Below are 16,667 nucleotides of genomic sequence, written 5' to 3'. Positions count from 1 at the left end.
CCGCCTGCAGGCAGAATCAACCCCTTGTCTACCCATCCCTGATCGAGCAGAAGGAGCATTCCATGACTGACCCGCAAGATCCCCTGCGCCAGGAGCTGGAAGAGATCGAAGCCAAGCGCCAGAAGATCGCCAAGGCCAAGCAGGATCACCGCATTCACGACCCGGAATTGAGCCGCCATGTGGGTGGCCTGCTGGAGCGCATTCGTCGCCTGCAACAAGAGACCGGTGGCGGCCAGTATGACTACGAGACCCTGCGCAAGGAGTATGACGCCAAGGCCAACGCCGAGGTGCGCGAGCTGCAGAAGGCAGCCCGTCAGGAGCGGATCCAGAAGCTGATCGCCCAGGCCGACCTCAATCCTGACTGGGTATTTGACAAGATGGATGCCGGTGACCCGGCGCTGCAATACCCAATCGAAACCGCCCGTTACTTTATCAGCGGCTTCGAGCACTGGGAGAAGAGCGGTGGCGGCTGCATGCTGATCTACGGCGACTACGGCACCGGCAAGTCGACCCTGGCGGGGGCGGTTGCGCATGAGCTGATCGCCCGTCACCAGAAATCGGTGATCTTCCAGCAGTGGGCCTCCATCGTCGATCGGCTGTTCTTCAACGTCATCCCCGATCAGGACGAGCGAAACCAGTACCGCCGCGCACTGGAAGAGGTGGATCTGCTGATCATCGACGAGGTATCGGCCAACCGCGCCAAGATGGCGGAGAGCCAGTCCAGCTTTCTCGGCCACTTGCTGCGCCGTCGCCGCAACCTGTCAAAGAGCGTCATCATCATCACCAACCACACGCCCCAGACCCTGCATCAGGCGATCGGTGATTTCAGCTATGAGGCGATCAAGGCGTTCAATCCGGTGGATATCCACCTGAGCGGCCCCAGCCGTCGCCCCAGCATCGGCAACTACAACGGCTGATCCCTCTCAAAGAGTGCGAGTCGCTGGCGGCTCGCACTCTCTCCTCCCTGCCAGCTCACAAATAGAAACAACTCTCATTTACAGTAGGCGAACAAGCCACTAGGCTAGCCCCTTTTGCCAAGGGAGCTCATCTATGCCAACCACACTGATTTTCGGAGCCAGCCGCGGGCTGGGCCGTGCCTTTACTCACCACGCCCTTAACAAGGGTCACCGGGTCGTTGCGCTAGTGCGCAGCCCCGAGATGGCCATGGAACTGAGTGCGCTGGGAGTCGAGGTGATCGAGGGGGATGCGCTGGATCCGGCTGCGGTGCAGCAGGCATGTGTTCTGGCGGGGCTAGAAGCACAGGTCGTCTCTACCCTCGGCAGCTTTCGCCAAACAGTGCCAGTGGACTATCAGGGCAACCGTCATGTGATCGATGCCATGGAGCAGGCAGGCCTGAAACGGCTGCTGCTGGTCACCTCCCTCGGCTGTGGCGACAGCTGGCAGTATCTGCCGGAGCGGGCCCGCGCCGCCTTCGGTCACGAGGTGCGTCTCAAGAGTCTGGCGGAGAGCTGGCTGCAGACCAGCTCCCTCGCATGGACCATTCTTCGCCCGGCGGGCCTTCAGGATGGCGACGCCACCGGCCGCGCCGAACTGAGTCAGGGCAAGGAGGTTCATGGACTGGTACGCCGCGCCGATGTGGCCGCCCAAGGGCTGCGTCTGCTGGCGGATGAGACTGCTGTGGGGCAGATCTACGCCATCGGGGATCCCACGCTCCAGCGTGGCTAAAGCAGCAGTAAAACCGCTTAACCCCACCACATAACAAAACGGTCAGCCCAAGGGCTGACCGTTTTCGCTTTACCGCACACGCCATCTCACGGGCGCTTGCCCTATTCCGCTTAACCGGTGGTCGTTTCACCCTGCACGACTGACGGACAAGCAACCGGCAACGACTGCTGCCGCCAACGCAGCAACAGGCAGGCCAGCACGCCGTAGAGCAGCGCCAGTCCCCACAGCTGCCACCAGTAACGGGAAACCTGCGCGAAGTCTGCCCCCATCTGGTTAAGGCGCAGAAAACCCTCGATGGCGGGGATAGTGGGCACCCACTGAGCCAGCCAGTTGAGAGGCGCCGGGATCAGCTCGAGCGGCCAGATAAAGCCCGCCAGAAAGACCAGTGGCAGGGAGGAGAGGAGTACCACCTGAGTGGGCAGATCCCGCCGGGTAAAGATGGCGCCCAGCACAATACCGAGCCAGCAGGTCGCCAGCAGGAACGGCAGGGCGAACAGCCACAGCTCCAGCGGATCGGCATGACGGGCGATGTTGTAGTGATCGAAGCAGAAGCCGAGGAAGTAGCTCACCGGCAGCAGGAACAACCCCGCCAGCACCAGGGTTCTGGCCAGCAGCAGCGGCAATACAGGCGCGCTTTGCCAGTAACCATGCTCGCCGCGGCAACTGCGCTGGTTCTGGGTCGCCCCCAGGATCCCCGCCCCCATCAGCAACACCTGATGGAGGATCAGCACGAACACCGCTGGCACCACGTAATTCACATAGCCCATGGTGGGGTTGAACACCGGTACCACGTTGAGGGCCACCGCATTCCAGCCCATAGCCGCTTGTGGCAGCGCCTCACCGTGACTCAACAGCCGCGCCACCTTCACCTGCGCGGCGAGAGTGCCACCGGCCTGCGACAGCCCTTCGGCAATGGTGCCGTAGACCAGAAAGTAGGAGGCATCACCGGCATAACTCAGGGTGACGCTCTTGCCCTGCATCAGATCCCGATAGAAGTGGTTGGGGATATGCAGGATCCCGCTCGCCTCCCCGGCCATCATCAGCTGGCGCGCCTCGGCCAGCGAATTGGCCCGCGCAACCAGCTTCACCTGCGGCGTGGCATCGGCCATAAACTCCAGCTGACGGGACAACTGACTGCCATCCTCGTTGACCACCACCACCGCCTCTTCCCGCGGCAGCTGATGCAGATAGGGCTGGGGATAGAGAAACGAGTAGAAGATCACCCCGCCAAACAGGGTCAGCATGATGGCGCGATCCGCCAGCAGGGTGCGCAGCTCTAGGCGCAACAGATCGACAAATCCCAGCATCACTCAGGCTCCTTTTCGGCGCTCGCCACTGCGGCTGATTGACGGGCCAGCTCGGCCTGCTGCTTGTAACGACGAACCACCAGCAGCAGGGGGAGCAGAAACAGCAGCAGCGCCCCCAGTTGCGGCAACGCCGATGCGAGAGGCAGACCGTAGTTGCTCTGACCAATCTGCAGCTCCACATAGTGAGAGACCGGCAACAGGCTGCGCCAGAAGCGGGCGAAATCCCCCATGGCACTCACCGGAAAGGTGACCCCCATAAAGGCGAAACCGGGCGCAGTGTAAGCCCCCGCCAGCGACAGAGCGCGCGCCGGATCCCGGATGATGCCGTAAAAGAAGGCCCCCATGGTGACGCAGGCGGCCGAAGCCAGCCCCAGCCCCACCAGCAATACCAGCCAGCTGCCGTGCATGGGGTATGAGAAGCCCTTGAACAGCAGCAGCGTCCAGACAATCCCCCAGCCCCAGCCAATCAGCACGTGGGGCAGCAGGGTGCGCCAGAGGCCAAACCAGACACCGCGAGTAGTCCAGTCCAGCCCCAGCCGATCGGTACGGGCCAGCGCATTGAGGCCGAACAGCACCACCAGGATCTGCCACACCGCGGGCAGAATGGCGCTCAGCAGAAATTGGGCATAGCTGGAGTTGAGGTTGTAGAGCGCAGTGACCTGACTGCTGATAGGCACCGACTGCCCGAGCGCGCCGGGCAGAGCCTTGCCATCGGCCATCGCTTCCAGCACGCCCACCTGACCGTTGAGGGTGCCGACCACCTGCGCCAGCGCCGAGTTGACCAGCTTGGCGATCAGGATGAACTGGCCGTTGTTGAACACAGTCACCTGCGGCTGGGTGCCCTGACGGGCATCCCGCTCCAGATGGTTGGGGATCACCACCAGCGCATAGATGTCGCCACCGCGCAGGGCGTGGGCACCGGCATCGATGGAGTCAAACTGTTGCGCCACCTTGAGCCCGGCCGAGCCATCCAGCGAGAAGGCGAGCTGGCGCGACAGCATGCTGTGGTCGAGATCCACCAGCCCCACCTTGAGGTCGCGGGCCAGCCCTGCCGAGAAGATCCAGCAGAGGATCCCCATCAGCAGCAGCGGCACCCAGCTCATCAGGGCACGACTGAACGGATCCTGCCACAGCAGCCGAAATTCACGTCCCATCAGAGTTCAACCAGCACACTCATGCCAACCCGCAGCCCCTCAACCGGTTGCAGCGGGCGAGCCTCCACCTGGAAGCTCTTCATGTCGAAGCCCTGACGGGTATCGGTGGCACGCCAGGTGGCGAAATCCCCCATCACGGCCACATGGGTCACCTTGAAGCGCACCATCTGATCGCCAAGGCCCGGGATGCGGGCATCGAACTCGGTACCGACCGGGAAGCGGGGCAGCAGATCCTCGCGAACATGGAACTGGGCCCAGGCATCGCTCATGTCGAGCAGGGTCACCACCGGGAAGCCTTGCGGCGCCAACTCGCCACTGCGCAGCAGCACCTGGCTTACCTCGCCGGTGTGGGGGCTGACGATACGGGTATCGGCCAGATAGGCCTCAACCTCGGCCACCGAACCGGCCGCCATCTTGGCCTTCTCGCGGGCGGCGATCTTGGTCTCTTCCCGCGCCCCTTCCAGCGCCATCTGGTACTGCTGCCACGCCATCCCTTCGCTGTAGCGGGCGGCTTGCCAGGCAGTCCAGGCCTCATCGCGTTTTTGCAACGGCATCACGCCGTCGCGGTGCAGGCTGGCCACCCGCTCATAGGTCTTGCCACGCAGTTGGGCTGCAGCCTTGGCTTTTTGCCACTGATCCTTGGCGGCAGCGATCTGTTGAGCACGGGCCCCTTTCTCCGCCTCTTGCGCCATGGCGCCCGCAGCGGCTTCACCGGCCTTCGCCTGGCTCAGCTTGGCTTCAATCTCGGGGCTCGCCAGGGTAAAGACCAGCTGATCCTTGGTCAGCAGATCACCCTTTTTCACCAACACTTCGTCGATGCGACCCGGCACCTTGGAGGAGACCGAGTACTGCTGCGCTTCAATCTGCCCTTGCAGATGCACCGGCTCCGGCTGATAAGCCAGCCAGAAACGCCAGCCGAGCCACACCACCAGGATCACCAGCGCCAATGGCAACAACAGCGGTTTACCCTGGCTCATCTTCTTTTTGATGGGGGGATGGCTCATCACTTCACCTCGACAAACGGGCGACCCTTGACGGTCGGAAAAGACATGAAAAAAGGAACAAACAGGGCAGGGATCATGAGTTCACCTCGATCACCTGGCCATGCTGATATTGATTGAAACTGTTCATCTGGCCGGAGAGGGCCAGCAGGCGGGCCAGCGATACCACATATTGGTAGGCCGCAGCTGCGCGCTGGGTCTTGACCCCCGCGAGCTGGTTCTGGGCATCCACCACATCAAGGGAGGTAGAGAGTCCCTGACCGAAGGCCTTGTCCCGCAGCAGCACGTTCTCCTCGGCCAGCGCCTGGGTGGAAGAGAGGGATTGATACTCCTCCAGCCCCTGCGCCGCTTCGCGCCAGGTCTTCTCAACGAGCAACTCCAGATCCTGACGGGTCTTGGCCTGCAGCAGATTGACCTGCAACTCGGCACTCTTGGCGGCCTGCACCGTCTCGGAGCGGCCATCGCGGCTCACCAGCGGCATGCTGACCCCCACCCCCACCAGCCAGTCCGGCGCGGTCTTGGAGGCGAGTGAATCATCTTCATAGAGGTTGTAGTTGCCGAACAGGAACACCTCGGGGGCATATTTGCCCTGCTCGACCCGGATCAGCCCCTTGGCCTGCTCCTTCTTGGCGCTTAGCAGCTTGAGACCGGGGTGCACCTCCAGGGTCTGGCTCACCAACCCCTCAAGGCGCGGCAGCTCCTTGTTGACGAACAGGCCGCTGCCCGGCTGGGCATTTGGCAACTTCAGCATGCGGCCGAGGGCCAGCTCGGCGATCTCGAGGCTGCGGCGCGCCTTCTGGGTATCGATGCGCGCTCTGTCATAGGCCGACTGGGCGGAGAGGCGCTCCACCCTGGCTATCTGCCCCTGTGCTTCGAGCTTCTTGGCGTGATCCAGATGGTGGGCGAGCCCCTCTTCGATCTCCTGTTTGGTCTGCACCACCTGAGCAGCCAGCACCACGCCGAAATAGGTCTGGGAGAGGCTCTCGAAGGTGGATTGCTGCTTGAGCACCAGCAGCTGCTGCGCCTCGCTCACCTGCGCCAGGCGGATATCCTGCGCCGCATCGATGCGACCACCGGCAAACAGCGGCCAGAGCATCTTGACCGAGCTGGTCACTACATTCTGTTTGGTCAGGGGGGTGACAAATGCGTTGGCCCCGACCCCGAACAGGCTGCCGAGTGCCAGGATCAGATCTTTCTGCTTGGCCAACGGATTGAGATCGAGGGCATCAAGTTCAATCGGCTGATCAAGATGGGTATAGCTGGCCCCCAGATCCACCTTGGGCAGATACATGTCCTTGGCCGCCTCGCGCAGCTGCTTGGCCCGATCGACCCCGGCCTGCTCGGCAGCCAGCCCTTCATCCTGCTGGATGACCCGGGTCCAGGCTTCACCGAAGCTGATAGTTTGCGCCTGCGCCGACCCCAGCACGGCCCCCATCAGACACGGCCAGAGTGATTTAATGAACCTTGACGTCATAGATCCCCAATCCGCTTTTGTTGCATAAATGTTTGGAGCTTTTGCTCGCATAAGCCCGCCATCATAACGCAAACGAGGCCTGCAAGTGGACTGACAATTATGCAGGCGTCCGACCCGAATGGTACAGCGCTCACTCTCCGGCAATCTGGCCGTTTTTCAATAACTCCAGAATTTGCAAGCCTTGGCGCGACGTTTTTTTCAGAAAAAAATGGCTGACGCTCAAATACTAACCTTTTCTCCTGCCTAAAAAATGCGTAATATACGCCGCCCTAAGCCGATGGTAACCGTGGAATGCAGATAGGTCCCCACACGCTTGAAACTCCCTTGATTGTGGCTCCCATGGCCGGTGTAACTGACCGACCATTCCGTGAACTTTGTTTGCGATTGGGGGCTGGCATGGCCGTTTCCGAGATGCTGCTGGCCAACCCGGATGTCTGGGATACCCAGAAAACCCGGATGAGGATGGATCACTCTGCAGAAGGCGGATTGCGATCGGTCCAGATTGCCGGAGCCGACCCCGAGATGATGGCGTTTGCTGCCCGCTACAACGTGGAGCAGGGCGCACAGATCGTCGACATCAACATGGGATGTCCGGCAAAAAAAGTGAATAAGAAGTTGGCAGGTTCTGCCCTGCTGCGCGCCCCCGATCAGGTCAAAGCAATTTGCCGGGCCGTGGTGGATGCAGTGGAGGTGCCTGTCACCTTGAAGATCCGCACAGGATGGGATCCGGATAACCGCAATGGCGTGGAGATCGCCCGAATCGCCGAAGATTGCGGTATCGCGGCCCTTGCCGTGCATGGTCGTACCCGTGCCTGCCTCTACAAGGGCGAAGCGGAGTACGACACGATCAGGGCGATTAAGCAGGCCGTATCGATTCCTGTTGTCGCCAATGGTGACATCAACAGCCCGGAGAAAGCCCGGTATGTCCTCGACTATACCGGTGTTGACGCCGTGATGATCGGCCGAGCTGCGCAAGGACGACCCTGGATTTTCCGGGAAATCCGTCATTTTCTTGAGACGGGCACCAAGCTGCCGCCTCCCGAGAGGGAAGAGGTCCGCACCCTGATGAACGAGCATGTAACCAACCTGCACCGGTTTTATGGTGCATATCTGGGAGCGCGCATAGCCCGTAAACACGTGGGCTGGTATCTGGATGAAGAAGAGACGGGCCGAGAATTCCGTAAGCACTTCAATGCCCTGGATTGCGCAGACGCGCAACTTGAGGCACTCGAAGCGTATTTCGATGGATTAGGTTAACAAGATAACTAAAGAGCCGACCGAATATGTTCGAACAAACCCTGACTTCTGATGCATTGGTAACAACTACTCACAATCACGCTGCCGAGCCGACCCAGCGCCCCCTGCGTGACTCTGTGCAACAGGCCCTGCGTAACTACCTGGCCCAGTTGAACGGTCAGGAAGTGATTGATCTGTACGATATGGTTCTCTCCGAAGTCGAAGCGCCGATGCTGGACGTGATCATGCAGTACACCCGTGGTAACCAGACTCGCGCTGCCGTGATGATGGGTATCAACCGTGGCACCCTGCGCAAGAAGCTCAAGCGTTACGGCATGAACTGATTGCTGGCCGCGAGCCGCGACGGCGGTTCAAGGCAGATGCGAAAGGCGCCAGGTAGCAATACCTGGCGCCTTTCCTTTATGCTCTCCCATCCATTTCACCATGGCGACCCCGATGAACCGCACTCCCCTGCTGCTGATGGTACTGGTCACCCTGCTGGCCGCCGCTGGCTGGCTCTTCTCGAAAGAGGCGATCCGCGAACTGCCCCCTGCCGCCTTTATCGGCAGCCGCTTCCTGCTGGCGGCGCTGCTGTTGCTCCCCTTGGCTTGGTTGCGTGAACCGCTGCCGACTCGCGCCCAACTGGTGCGCGCTGCCGGTTGCGGCACATTGCTCGGTGCCAGCCTGCTGCTGTGGGTCACCGCCATCAGCCAGAGCGATGCGCTGGGCAGCGGCGCCTTTATCATGAGCGTCGCGACCCTGATGGCCCCGCTGGCCGCATGGGGAGCCTTTCGGGCCAAGCCCGGCCGCCACTACTGGCTCACCCTGCCCATCGCCATCGCCGGTTTGCTGCTGCTCTCCAGCAGTACCCACTGGGGCGTGTCGCTCTCGCTGTTCTGGTTTCTGGCGGCGGCCACCACCCTCGGTATCCAGCTTGCCGTCCATCGCCACTTCGCTCAATCCATTGCCCCCACCTGGCTCACGTGCATCCAGCTGGCGATGACCGGCCTGCTCGGCACCCTGCTCTCCCTGCTGACTGAACAGTGGCCCGAGGCTGGAGTCAGCCACGGCATCTGGGGCTGGTTTGCGGCGAGCGTCTTGATCGCCACCACATTGCGCTACTGGCTGCTCACCCACGCATTGAGCAAGATGACTACCGCCCACGCCGCCCTGATGATGCTGCTGGAACCGGTCTGGACTCTGCTGCTGAGCACCCTCTTCTACAGCGAACCCCTCGGCAGCGCCAAACTGGCCGGTGCCGGACTGGTACTCGGCGCCCTGGTGCTCTACCAGCTCCCCCTGCTGCTGCGCAGTGCACGGCTCAAAACGCCCGTCTGATACGCGTCACCGCCCTGCGGGGCGGTGTCGCCATTTCACTCCTGTTTGCTTATCTTGTCCTGCCAATGCTGACGTTCTGTTAACGACATTTAACCCTTGCTATCCAGAGGGTTAAAGGGCATACCCCATGAAAAAATGCCATATAGCCAGCTTGATGAAGGTCACATTCCTGCCCCTCTTCGCTCCCTATGATGCCCCCATCATCGGTCTGGACAATCCTGACGATGGCCACACATGGGAATAACAAGAGAAAAGACTATGCAGCAAACCAGCCCCCTCAAGACGGTCACGGTCAGCATATTGGCAACCGCCATGCTGATCTTTGTGGCCCAGTACCTGATAGGCAAACAGGAGATCAAGATCGGCATCGCCATCATCCCGATCCTACCGATGCTCTTTGCCGTCATCATCGGCATGATTGTCTCCGCCAAACCGGTCAAGGATCGCATCCCCGGCTGGAAGCAGCTCTTCACCGAAAAAGAAGAGGGCTTCTGCGGCAAGATGGTGGGCTTCAGCCTGCTGATCCTGGGCACCCAGTATGCGGGGATGATCATCCCCAACCTGAAGATGATCCTTAGCGTCGGCGTGCCGCTGTTCCTGCAGGAGATTGGCAACCTGCTGCCGATCCTGATCGCCATCCCGCTGGCGGTGAAGTTCGGCTTTGGCCGTCGCGCCATCGGGGCCTGCTCCTCCATCAGCCGTGAGCCGTCCGTCGCGGTAATTCAGGGCAAGTTCGGCACCGGCTCCCAGGAGTACATCGGCGTGCTGGCCATCTACCTGTGCGGCTCCGTCATCGGCACCCTCTGGTTCAGCGTGCTGGGTAGTATCGCCCCGCTCACCGGTCTGCACCCGCTGGCGCTGGCCGCCGGCTCCGGTGTGGGCTCAGGCTCCATGCTGAGTGCCGCCTCAGGCGCCCTGATCAACGGTCTCGACGAAACACTGGCTCAGCAGGTGCTGAGCATCGCGGCAGCCTCGAACCTGCTCTCCTCGGCTCTTGGCGCGCTTTCCCTCACCTATCTGGGTCTGCCGCTCGCTGAAAAAATCTATGCCCTGACTGCCAAAGGAGAGAAAGCATGAAAAGCATCGTAATGGATATGCGGTTCGTCTTTCTGGCGATCCTGCTGGCCATGTTTACCCAGACCCTGACCACCGGCACTCCGCTCTGGCTGATGGGTGACAGCTTCGTCGCCATGTCACTGGTGGTGTTCGCTTCGCTGATTGCCAAGCGCTATCTGCCCTCCTCCCTGCCGGCATTTGCCTATGCCACCATCATCGGCATTCTCATCTGCCTGCCGGAAACCCCGGTGCGCGGCCTCTTTATCGACGCAGTTGCCAAGATATCCTTCCTCTCCTGCTGCGTACCGCTGCTGGCTTTTGCCGGTCTCTCGGTGGGCGGTCAGCTGGAAGAGCTGAAGAAGATGTCCTGGAAAGTGATCCTGATCTTCATGATCGTCTCCACCTGCTGCTTCTTCGGCGCCTCGCTGGTGGCCCAGCTCGGCTTCTCCATGCAAGGGATCATCTGATGAACAACATCCACATTGAACCGGCCCTGCTGGCCCTGCGCGACTTCAGTCAGGAAGTGCGCCACCATCTGCACACCATTCCGGAAGCCTCCGGCGTCGAGTTCAAGACCTCGGCCTACTGCCGCGAGCTGATGGCAGGCTTTGGCTATCGCCTCACCGACTATCCGGGCTTCACCGGTTTTCACGGCGATCTGGTGGTTGATCCTGTGCTGCCGACCATCGCCTTCCGTGCCGACATGGATGGCCTCGAGATGCACGACATGAGCGACGTTGTGTTCAAGTCAAGCCACGAGGGAATGGCTCACAACTGTGGTCACGACTCCCATATGGCAATCGCCCTGACTGCGGCCAAGTTTCTGGCCGCCAACCGCGATCGCCTGCAGTACAACGTCCGCTTTATCTTTCAGATGGCGGAAGAGGACATGCGGGTGCCGGGAGCCGAGAAGATGGTGGAACTGGGCTGCATGAAGGGGGTAGACGAGGTCTATGCCCTCCATAACGACGGCGCCATGGAGACCGGCACCATCAAGTTCAACAACGGAGTCATGTCCTCCTGGGGCTCTGCTTGGACGCTGGATGTGCACGGTATCTCCGCCCACGGCTCGACCCCCCACAAGGGGCTGGATGCCATCCGCGAAGCGGTGCGGATCATCGAGGATATGGACTACATCGTCGCCAAGCGCACCAGCCCGTTCAGCCCGGCGGTCTTTGGCTGCGGCATGATCAACGGCGGCACCATCCCCAACGCCATCGCCGACCATGTGCAGGCGCGAGGCACCATCCGTGCCATGGATGCCGAGACCGACCAGATCCTGAAGAACAGCTTCAAGGAGATCGTGGCCCAGAGCGAACTGCGCGGCTTCAAGACCAAGATGGTCTATGCCGGGTATCCGGCGGTTGAGAACCACGCCGATGCATGCGCCCGTCTGCTGCAAGCGGCCGCCGATGTATTGCCCTCCGAGGGGATCAACGCTCAGGGTCAGCCGATGACCGGCAGCGAAGACTTCAGCTATATGGTCAACGCCTGCCGTGGCCGCAAGGGGGCCATGTTCTTCCTCGGCAGCGGCTGTCAGGCCAAGGGGATCTGCAACTACCTACATGCGAATCCCTACTACCTCGATGACGACTGCCTGCTGGTCGGAGCCCAGATCTTTATCAATCTGGCGACCCGCAGCGCTTAATCCCGCATACCGATAAAACCAAAAGAGAGGCCACGGCCTCTCTTTTTTATCTCTGCATGTTTGCTCTGTGCGTGGCAAACAACCCGCGGCTAGAGCCACGGCAGCTCCGCCATATTGGTGGCAGGCGGCTGATTGATCAGATGAAGTTGCACCGTCTCCCGGCTGATATGGGGGGCGTAGAGGTGGATAAAGTCGTACATGTAGTCGCGCAGATGGGCATGCTTGCGCAGGCAGATGTGGGTCGCGCTCGAGGCGATCAGGTGGTCGATATTGAGGCTCACCAGATCCTCCCGATCCCCCTCGTCGAAGGCCACGCTGGCAATCACCCCGACCCCCATCCCGAGCCGGACGTAGTGCTTGATCACGTCGGTGTCGGTGGCGGTCAGCACGATTTTCGGCGAGAGGCCGTGGCGGCTGAAAGCCTTATCCATCTTGGAGCGACCGGTAAAGCCGAACACATAGGTGATGAGGGGATAACGAGCCAGATCCGCCATCGACAGCGGCTGACAGTCGATCAGCGGATGGCCGTGGGGCACCACCACGCTGCGGCCCCAACGATGGCAGGGGACGGCGGCCAGCTCATCGAACAGATACATGGATTCGGTGGCGATCGCCATATCCACATCGCCACTTTGCACCATCTGGGCCAGCTGGGCCGGTGCCCCCTGATGGATCTGGATCGCCACCTCGGGATAGCGGCGGCTGAACTCGGTGATCACCGCTGGCAGCTTGTAGCGCGCCTGGGTGTGGGTGGTGGCGATGCGCAGCACCCCGCTGGTGGCCAGTTGCTCTCCCAGCGACAGCTGGTTGATCTGCTCTACCTGCGCCACTACCCCCTTGGCCAACTCCATCACCTGCTCGCCTGCGCTGGTCAAGCCGACCAGATTCTTTCCCTTGCGGGTAAAGAGGGCGAGCCCCAGCTCATCTTCCAGCATCTTCATCTGCTTGCTGAGGGTGGGCTGGGAGGTGTAGAGCTTCTCCGCCGTCGCCGAGATATTGAAGTTGTTCTTCACAATCTCGGTAAAGTTCTTGAGCCGGGCGATGTTCATCTGGGCAAGGGATCTCGCTGCTGCGGCCAGTGGGGCTGACCTAAAAAAGAGAGAGAGCGGGGCTGGCCCCGCAGCTGACCGCCGACCATACCACAACGCCGCGCGCGATAACCTGCCCCAGGTCAGAAAGCGGCGAGCTAGTCGCTGGCGAGCTTGATCCCGAGCCCGACAAACAGGGTGCCGATGACCCGATTGAGCCAGCGGCCGAGACGCTGCGACAACCGAACCTTGTGGCTGGCATAGACGGTGGTAAAGACCAGCAGGTGACACCAGATGATGCCGCCCAGATTGAAGATGCAGCCGAGCAGGATAAAGGCGAACGCCTTGTCGGGGGCATCCGTCGCGATGAACTGGGGCACGAAGGCGAGAAAAAAGAGCGCCACCTTGGGGTTGAGCACATTGGTCAGCACTCCCTGCCGGTAAATCTGGCCATAGGAGAGGACAGGCAGGGTGGCCCCTCTCTCCATTGCACCCGTTGCTTGCTGGCGCAGCAAGGAAAACCCCAGATAGATGAGGTAGATGGCACCAGCCAGCTTGATAAGGGCAAACAACTCGGCCGAGGTGCTGAGCAGGGCCGACAGACCGAGGGCCGCCGCCAGCACATGCACCATGACACCTGTGCCGATGCCAAGGGTCGCGACCGAACCGGCACGCCCCCCTTGCGAACCGCTGCGCAGCATGACCAGCAGGGAGTCGGGCCCCGGCATGATATTGAGCAGCAAGCCCGAGACCATAAACAGTGCAAGATCATGAATACCGAACATCATCCCTCCCCTCGTAAAGCAAAACCAAACAAAAAGGGCTCCGCAGAGCCCTCTTTCCTTTCCTCTGCGGCAGCTGACGCATCATCAGCTGTCCCGCCAGCCATCAGGGCCGCAGCGCCTTATCCGCCCGGGAGATACCGCAGACGCCGGAGCGCACCACTTCGATGATCTCGTTGGTCTGGGCGGCAGTCTTGATAAAGGCATCCAGCTTCTCGCTGGTGCCCACCAGCTGTACCGTGTACTGCTCGGGGGTGACGTCGACGATCTGGCCACGGAAGATATCTGCCAGCCGTTTCAGCTCGTCACGGGCCCCACCGGCGGCACGCGCCTTGACCAGCGCGATCTCCCGCTCGATATGCTCCCCTTCACTCAGGTCGCACACCTTGAGCACATCCACCAGCTTGTGCAGCTGCTTCTGGATCTGCTCCAGCACCCGCTCGTCACCCATGGTGACTATGGTCATGCGTGACAGGGTGGGATCCTCGGTCGGTGCCACCGTCAGGGTCTCGATGTTGTAGCCGCGCTGGGAGAAGAGGCCCACCACCCGGCTCAGGGCGCCGGATTCGTTCTCCAGCAGTACTGAAATGATGTGTCTCATGATATTTCCCCCGCCTTGCTCAGCCACATCTCGTCCTTGATGGAACCAAACTTGAGCTCCTTGAGTACGGCCGAAATAATATGTTCCATCGTCAGGTTCTCTCCGTCTTGCTCAGCCACATCTCGTCCATGGCGCCAAACTTGATCTGCATTGGATAGACGTGCTCATCCGGGTCTACCGAGATATCCATGAACACCAGCCGATCCTTCATGGCGAAGGCCTTCTCCATGGCGCTCTCCAGCTCGGCCGGATCACTCACCGCGATGCCGACGTGGCCGTAGGCTTCCGCCAGTTTGACGAAGTCTGGCAGGGACTCCATGTAGGAGTGGCTGTGACGACCGCCGTAGAACATCTTCTGCCACTGCTTGACCATGCCCAGCGCACGGTTGTTGATGGAGATGATCTTGATGGGCACCCCGTACTGCATACAGGTCGAGAGCTCCTGAATGTTCATCTGCACCGAGCCATCGCCGGTGACGCAGCAGACCACCGCATCCGGGTTGGCAAACTGGGCCCCCATGGCGGCCGGAATGCCGAAGCCCATGGTGCCTAGGCCCCCTGAGTTGATCCACTGGCGCGGTTTGGCAAACGGGTAGTAGAGGGCAGCAAACATCTGGTGCTGGCCCACGTCGGAGGCAACGAACGCCTGACCCTGAGTCACCTTGTAGAGGGTCTCGATAACCTGTTGCGGCTTGATCTGGGTGGCCGACTTTTCGTAGGCCAGACAGTGACGGGAGCGCCACTGGTTGATCTGGCTCCACCAGTCCGCCAGCGCCTCCTTGTCGTTATCGAAGCCACACTCGCGGATCACTTCCAACATCTGCTCCAACACGGTTTCCACCGAGCCGACGATGGGCACATGGGCCTGCACCGTTTTGGAGATAGAGGTGGGGTCGATATCGATATGAACCACGGTCGCATTGGGGCAGAACTTGGCCACGTTGTTGGTGACGCGGTCATCGAAGCGGGCTCCCACGGCGAAGATGAGATCCGCGTTGTGCATGGTCTTGTTGGCTTCGAAGGTGCCGTGCATCCCCAGCATGCCGATAAATTGCGGATGGACGCCGGAGAAAGCCCCCAGTCCCATCAGGGTGGTGGTCACCGGCAGATTCAGCAGCTCCGCCAGCTTGGTCACCAGATGGTCCGCATTGGCGTTGATGGCGCCGCCGCCCACGTACATCACTGGGCGCTGGGCATCCACCAGCAGCTTGGCTGCCCGCTTGATCTGCCCTTTATGGCCAGACTTGGTCGGGTTGTAGGAGCGCAGGGAGACCGTCTCGGGATACTGGTAGGGGAATTTTTCTTTCGGGTTCTGCACATCTTTGGGCAGATCCACCACCACCGGCCCCGGGCGGCCGCTGGCGGCAATGTAGTAGGCCTTCTTGATGGCCTCGGGAATATCGCTCGCCTTCTTGCACAGGAAGCTGTGCTTCACCACTGGGCGGGAGATACCGATCATGTCGGTCTCCTGGAACGCATCCTCACCGATCATGCTGGTCGGCACCTGGCCGGAGAGGATCACCAGCGGAATGGAATCCATATAGGCGGTGGCAATACCGGTAATGCAGTTGGTCGCTCCCGGGCCTGACGTTACCAGCACAGTCCCCACCTTGCCGGTGGAACGGGCGTAACCGTCAGCCATGTGAACCGCGGCTTGCTCGTGCCGCACCAAGACATGCTCCATCTTGCCGTTTTCGAAGAGAGCGTCATAGATGTCGAGCACTGAGCCACCAGGGTAGCCGAAGACGTGCTCAACTCCCTGATCTTCCAGCGCTCTAACCACCATCTGGGCGCCTGATAACATCTCCATGATAAAGCCCTCCAGGCTTTGCTCCGTTTAGCGAATCCCGCCGACGATGCCGTGCTTCCCGGCACGGCCCGATCCGTTTCTTGTTGTTATCTGAATGCAGATCGGCCCAATTCAGCCCCGTCGACAGTAGAAAAAAAGGATTTTTCCGTCATTCACCCGAAAATAGGGTGAAAAACCAACTTAACCCGCTTCATAACGCTTGTCCACGGCTTTATCTGACCAGAACAGTCATACATTTCAACCGGCTATTAACATTCAATGACTTGCCGCAGCGACCATGAGACAAAAGGGAAGGAAGTCGGGGAATGGCCAGCGGATCATTCCGCTGAGGGGAAAAACAGCCACAAAAAAGCCCACCGCTCAGCGGTGGGCTTGATGCCGAATGATGACTCAGTTCTCCTGATCCGGCTCCGCCAGCCAGATCTGCTGATCCGGATCGGTCTCTTCACTGACCGAAATGCTGACACCCATATCGAGCAACTCGTGCAGGGTGAGATTGTCAGCCAGGTTCATGACTTCGCCGTTTTCATTGGTAAAGCGCATTTG

At 60.7% G+C, this 16,667-nt stretch carries 17 protein-coding genes; 8 read left to right on the top strand and 9 right to left on the bottom strand.

Annotated features, from left to right (window positions below):
• The first annotated feature begins 62 nt into the window (after window positions 1–62).
• Both AB5Y90_RS02575 and AB5Y90_RS02570 read left to right on the top strand, forming a co-directional pair.
• Window positions 63–917: a DnaA/Hda family protein gene (locus tag AB5Y90_RS02575; protein ID WP_005341142.1), complete on the top strand. Its 855-nt coding sequence runs from the start codon at window positions 63–65 to the stop codon at window positions 915–917.
• Window positions 918–1,050: 133 nt separating this feature from the next.
• On the top strand, window positions 1,051–1,686 hold the full coding sequence (locus AB5Y90_RS02570) for an SDR family oxidoreductase (RefSeq protein ID WP_368166520.1): 636 nt from the start codon (window positions 1,051–1,053) through the stop codon (window positions 1,684–1,686).
• A 110-nt stretch (window positions 1,687–1,796) separates the two neighbouring features.
• On the opposite strand, the gene AB5Y90_RS02565 is transcribed toward AB5Y90_RS02570, so the two are convergent.
• From AB5Y90_RS02565 to AB5Y90_RS02550, 4 genes are all read right to left on the bottom strand, one after another.
• Window positions 1,797–2,993, bottom strand: coding sequence for an ABC transporter permease (locus AB5Y90_RS02565; protein ID WP_368166519.1), 1,197 nt, complete (start codon window positions 2,991–2,993; stop codon window positions 1,797–1,799).
• Window positions 2,993–4,147: an ABC transporter permease gene (locus tag AB5Y90_RS02560; RefSeq protein WP_139735817.1), complete on the bottom strand. Its 1,155-nt coding sequence runs from the start codon at window positions 4,145–4,147 to the stop codon at window positions 2,993–2,995. Before AB5Y90_RS02560 ends, AB5Y90_RS02565 begins: the two co-directional genes overlap by 1 nt.
• Entirely contained in the window at window positions 4,147–5,151 is a 1,005-nt protein-coding gene (locus tag AB5Y90_RS02555) for an HlyD family secretion protein (RefSeq protein WP_368166518.1), read from the bottom strand. The genes AB5Y90_RS02560 and AB5Y90_RS02555 overlap by 1 nt, the downstream gene beginning before the upstream one ends.
• A gap of 73 nt (window positions 5,152–5,224) precedes the next feature.
• A complete protein-coding gene (locus AB5Y90_RS02550) occupies window positions 5,225–6,622 on the bottom strand; it encodes a TolC family protein (protein ID WP_323897537.1) in 1,398 nt (465 codons plus the stop codon).
• A 291-nt stretch (window positions 6,623–6,913) separates the two neighbouring features.
• Here AB5Y90_RS02550 and dusB point away from each other — a divergent pair, with 291 nt between their 5' ends.
• The 6 genes from dusB to AB5Y90_RS02520 all read left to right on the top strand — a co-directional run bounded on the left by dusB (window position 6,914) and on the right by AB5Y90_RS02520 (window position 11,900).
• A complete protein-coding gene (dusB, locus tag AB5Y90_RS02545) occupies window positions 6,914–7,879 on the top strand; it encodes a tRNA dihydrouridine synthase DusB (protein ID WP_019445016.1) in 966 nt (321 codons plus the stop codon).
• A 26-nt stretch (window positions 7,880–7,905) separates the two neighbouring features.
• Window positions 7,906–8,202, top strand: a complete 297-nt coding sequence (gene fis, locus AB5Y90_RS02540) for a DNA-binding transcriptional regulator Fis (RefSeq protein ID WP_005309538.1) — start codon at window positions 7,906–7,908, stop codon at window positions 8,200–8,202.
• Between the two features lie 112 nt (window positions 8,203–8,314).
• Window positions 8,315–9,196 carry a DMT family transporter gene (locus AB5Y90_RS02535; protein ID WP_368166517.1) on the top strand — a complete coding sequence of 294 codons (882 nt, stop codon included), beginning with the start codon at window positions 8,315–8,317 and terminating at the stop codon, window positions 9,194–9,196.
• Between the two features lie 258 nt (window positions 9,197–9,454).
• Complete coding sequence (locus tag AB5Y90_RS02530) at window positions 9,455–10,273, top strand: DUF3100 domain-containing protein (RefSeq protein ID WP_368166516.1); 819 nt, start codon at window positions 9,455–9,457, stop codon at window positions 10,271–10,273.
• Window positions 10,270–10,719 (top strand): hypothetical protein, encoded by a 450-nt coding sequence (locus AB5Y90_RS02525; RefSeq protein ID WP_322862721.1) that lies wholly within the window; start codon window positions 10,270–10,272, stop codon window positions 10,717–10,719. The genes AB5Y90_RS02530 and AB5Y90_RS02525 overlap by 4 nt, the downstream gene beginning before the upstream one ends.
• The gene (locus AB5Y90_RS02520; RefSeq protein ID WP_368166515.1) at window positions 10,719–11,900 is read left to right on the top strand and encodes a M20 family metallopeptidase; all 1,182 of its coding nucleotides are present in this window, start codon (window positions 10,719–10,721) and stop codon (window positions 11,898–11,900) included. The genes AB5Y90_RS02525 and AB5Y90_RS02520 overlap by 1 nt, the downstream gene beginning before the upstream one ends.
• A gap of 89 nt (window positions 11,901–11,989) precedes the next feature.
• Here the strand turns inward: AB5Y90_RS02520 and AB5Y90_RS02515 are convergent, their stop codons facing one another.
• From AB5Y90_RS02515 to AB5Y90_RS02495, 5 genes are all read right to left on the bottom strand, one after another.
• Window positions 11,990–12,949, bottom strand: a complete 960-nt coding sequence (locus AB5Y90_RS02515) for a LysR substrate-binding domain-containing protein (protein ID WP_368166514.1) — start codon at window positions 12,947–12,949, stop codon at window positions 11,990–11,992.
• A gap of 137 nt (window positions 12,950–13,086) precedes the next feature.
• On the bottom strand, window positions 13,087–13,713 hold the full coding sequence (locus AB5Y90_RS02510) for a LysE family translocator (protein WP_368166527.1): 627 nt from the start codon (window positions 13,711–13,713) through the stop codon (window positions 13,087–13,089).
• Window positions 13,714–13,816: 103 nt separating this feature from the next.
• Window positions 13,817–14,311, bottom strand: coding sequence for an acetolactate synthase small subunit (gene ilvN, locus AB5Y90_RS02505; protein ID WP_005311605.1), 495 nt, complete (start codon window positions 14,309–14,311; stop codon window positions 13,817–13,819).
• A gap of 91 nt (window positions 14,312–14,402) precedes the next feature.
• Complete coding sequence (locus AB5Y90_RS02500; protein ID WP_043823044.1) at window positions 14,403–16,121, bottom strand: acetolactate synthase 3 large subunit; 1,719 nt, start codon at window positions 16,119–16,121, stop codon at window positions 14,403–14,405.
• A 390-nt stretch (window positions 16,122–16,511) separates the two neighbouring features.
• Window positions 16,512–16,664, bottom strand: a complete 153-nt coding sequence (locus tag AB5Y90_RS02495; RefSeq protein ID WP_005339147.1) for a hypothetical protein — start codon at window positions 16,662–16,664, stop codon at window positions 16,512–16,514.
• Between the last annotated feature and the right edge of the window lie 3 nt (window positions 16,665–16,667).

It is taken from the genome of Aeromonas sp. R4-1 (assembly GCF_040908325.1).
GTDB lineage: Bacteria > Pseudomonadota > Gammaproteobacteria > Enterobacterales > Aeromonadaceae > Aeromonas > Aeromonas veronii.
The sequence above is the reverse complement of the archived record's forward strand: the minus strand, read 5'-3'. Positions and strand labels throughout refer to the sequence as shown.

Excerpts from the sequence above, each read along its gene's own strand:
- AB5Y90_RS02495 (WP_005339147.1), bottom strand. The coding sequence starts at position 16,664 with ATGCGCTTTACCAATGAAAACGGCGAAGTCATGAACCTGGCTGACAAT.
- AB5Y90_RS02570 (WP_368166520.1), top strand. The coding sequence starts at position 1,051 with ATGCCAACCACACTGATTTTCGGAGCCAGCCGCGGGCTGGGCCGTGCC.
- AB5Y90_RS02550 (WP_323897537.1), bottom strand. The coding sequence starts at position 6,622 with ATGACGTCAAGGTTCATTAAATCACTCTGGCCGTGTCTGATGGGGGCC.
- AB5Y90_RS02535 (WP_368166517.1), top strand. The coding sequence starts at position 8,315 with ATGAACCGCACTCCCCTGCTGCTGATGGTACTGGTCACCCTGCTGGCC.
- AB5Y90_RS02575 (WP_005341142.1), top strand. The coding sequence starts at position 63 with ATGACTGACCCGCAAGATCCCCTGCGCCAGGAGCTGGAAGAGATCGAA.
- ilvN (WP_005311605.1), bottom strand. The coding sequence starts at position 14,311 with ATGAGACACATCATTTCAGTACTGCTGGAGAACGAATCCGGCGCCCTG.
- AB5Y90_RS02515 (WP_368166514.1), bottom strand. The coding sequence starts at position 12,949 with ATGAACATCGCCCGGCTCAAGAACTTTACCGAGATTGTGAAGAACAAC.
- AB5Y90_RS02520 (WP_368166515.1), top strand. The coding sequence starts at position 10,719 with ATGAACAACATCCACATTGAACCGGCCCTGCTGGCCCTGCGCGACTTC.
- AB5Y90_RS02500 (WP_043823044.1), bottom strand. The coding sequence starts at position 16,121 with ATGGAGATGTTATCAGGCGCCCAGATGGTGGTTAGAGCGCTGGAAGAT.
- AB5Y90_RS02510 (WP_368166527.1), bottom strand. The coding sequence starts at position 13,713 with ATGTTCGGTATTCATGATCTTGCACTGTTTATGGTCTCGGGCTTGCTG.
- AB5Y90_RS02565 (WP_368166519.1), bottom strand. The coding sequence starts at position 2,993 with ATGCTGGGATTTGTCGATCTGTTGCGCCTAGAGCTGCGCACCCTGCTG.
- AB5Y90_RS02530 (WP_368166516.1), top strand. The coding sequence starts at position 9,455 with ATGCAGCAAACCAGCCCCCTCAAGACGGTCACGGTCAGCATATTGGCA.
- fis (WP_005309538.1), top strand. The coding sequence starts at position 7,906 with ATGTTCGAACAAACCCTGACTTCTGATGCATTGGTAACAACTACTCAC.
- dusB (WP_019445016.1), top strand. The coding sequence starts at position 6,914 with ATGCAGATAGGTCCCCACACGCTTGAAACTCCCTTGATTGTGGCTCCC.
- AB5Y90_RS02560 (WP_139735817.1), bottom strand. The coding sequence starts at position 4,147 with ATGGGACGTGAATTTCGGCTGCTGTGGCAGGATCCGTTCAGTCGTGCC.
- AB5Y90_RS02555 (WP_368166518.1), bottom strand. The coding sequence starts at position 5,151 with ATGAGCCATCCCCCCATCAAAAAGAAGATGAGCCAGGGTAAACCGCTG.
- AB5Y90_RS02525 (WP_322862721.1), top strand. The coding sequence starts at position 10,270 with ATGAAAAGCATCGTAATGGATATGCGGTTCGTCTTTCTGGCGATCCTG.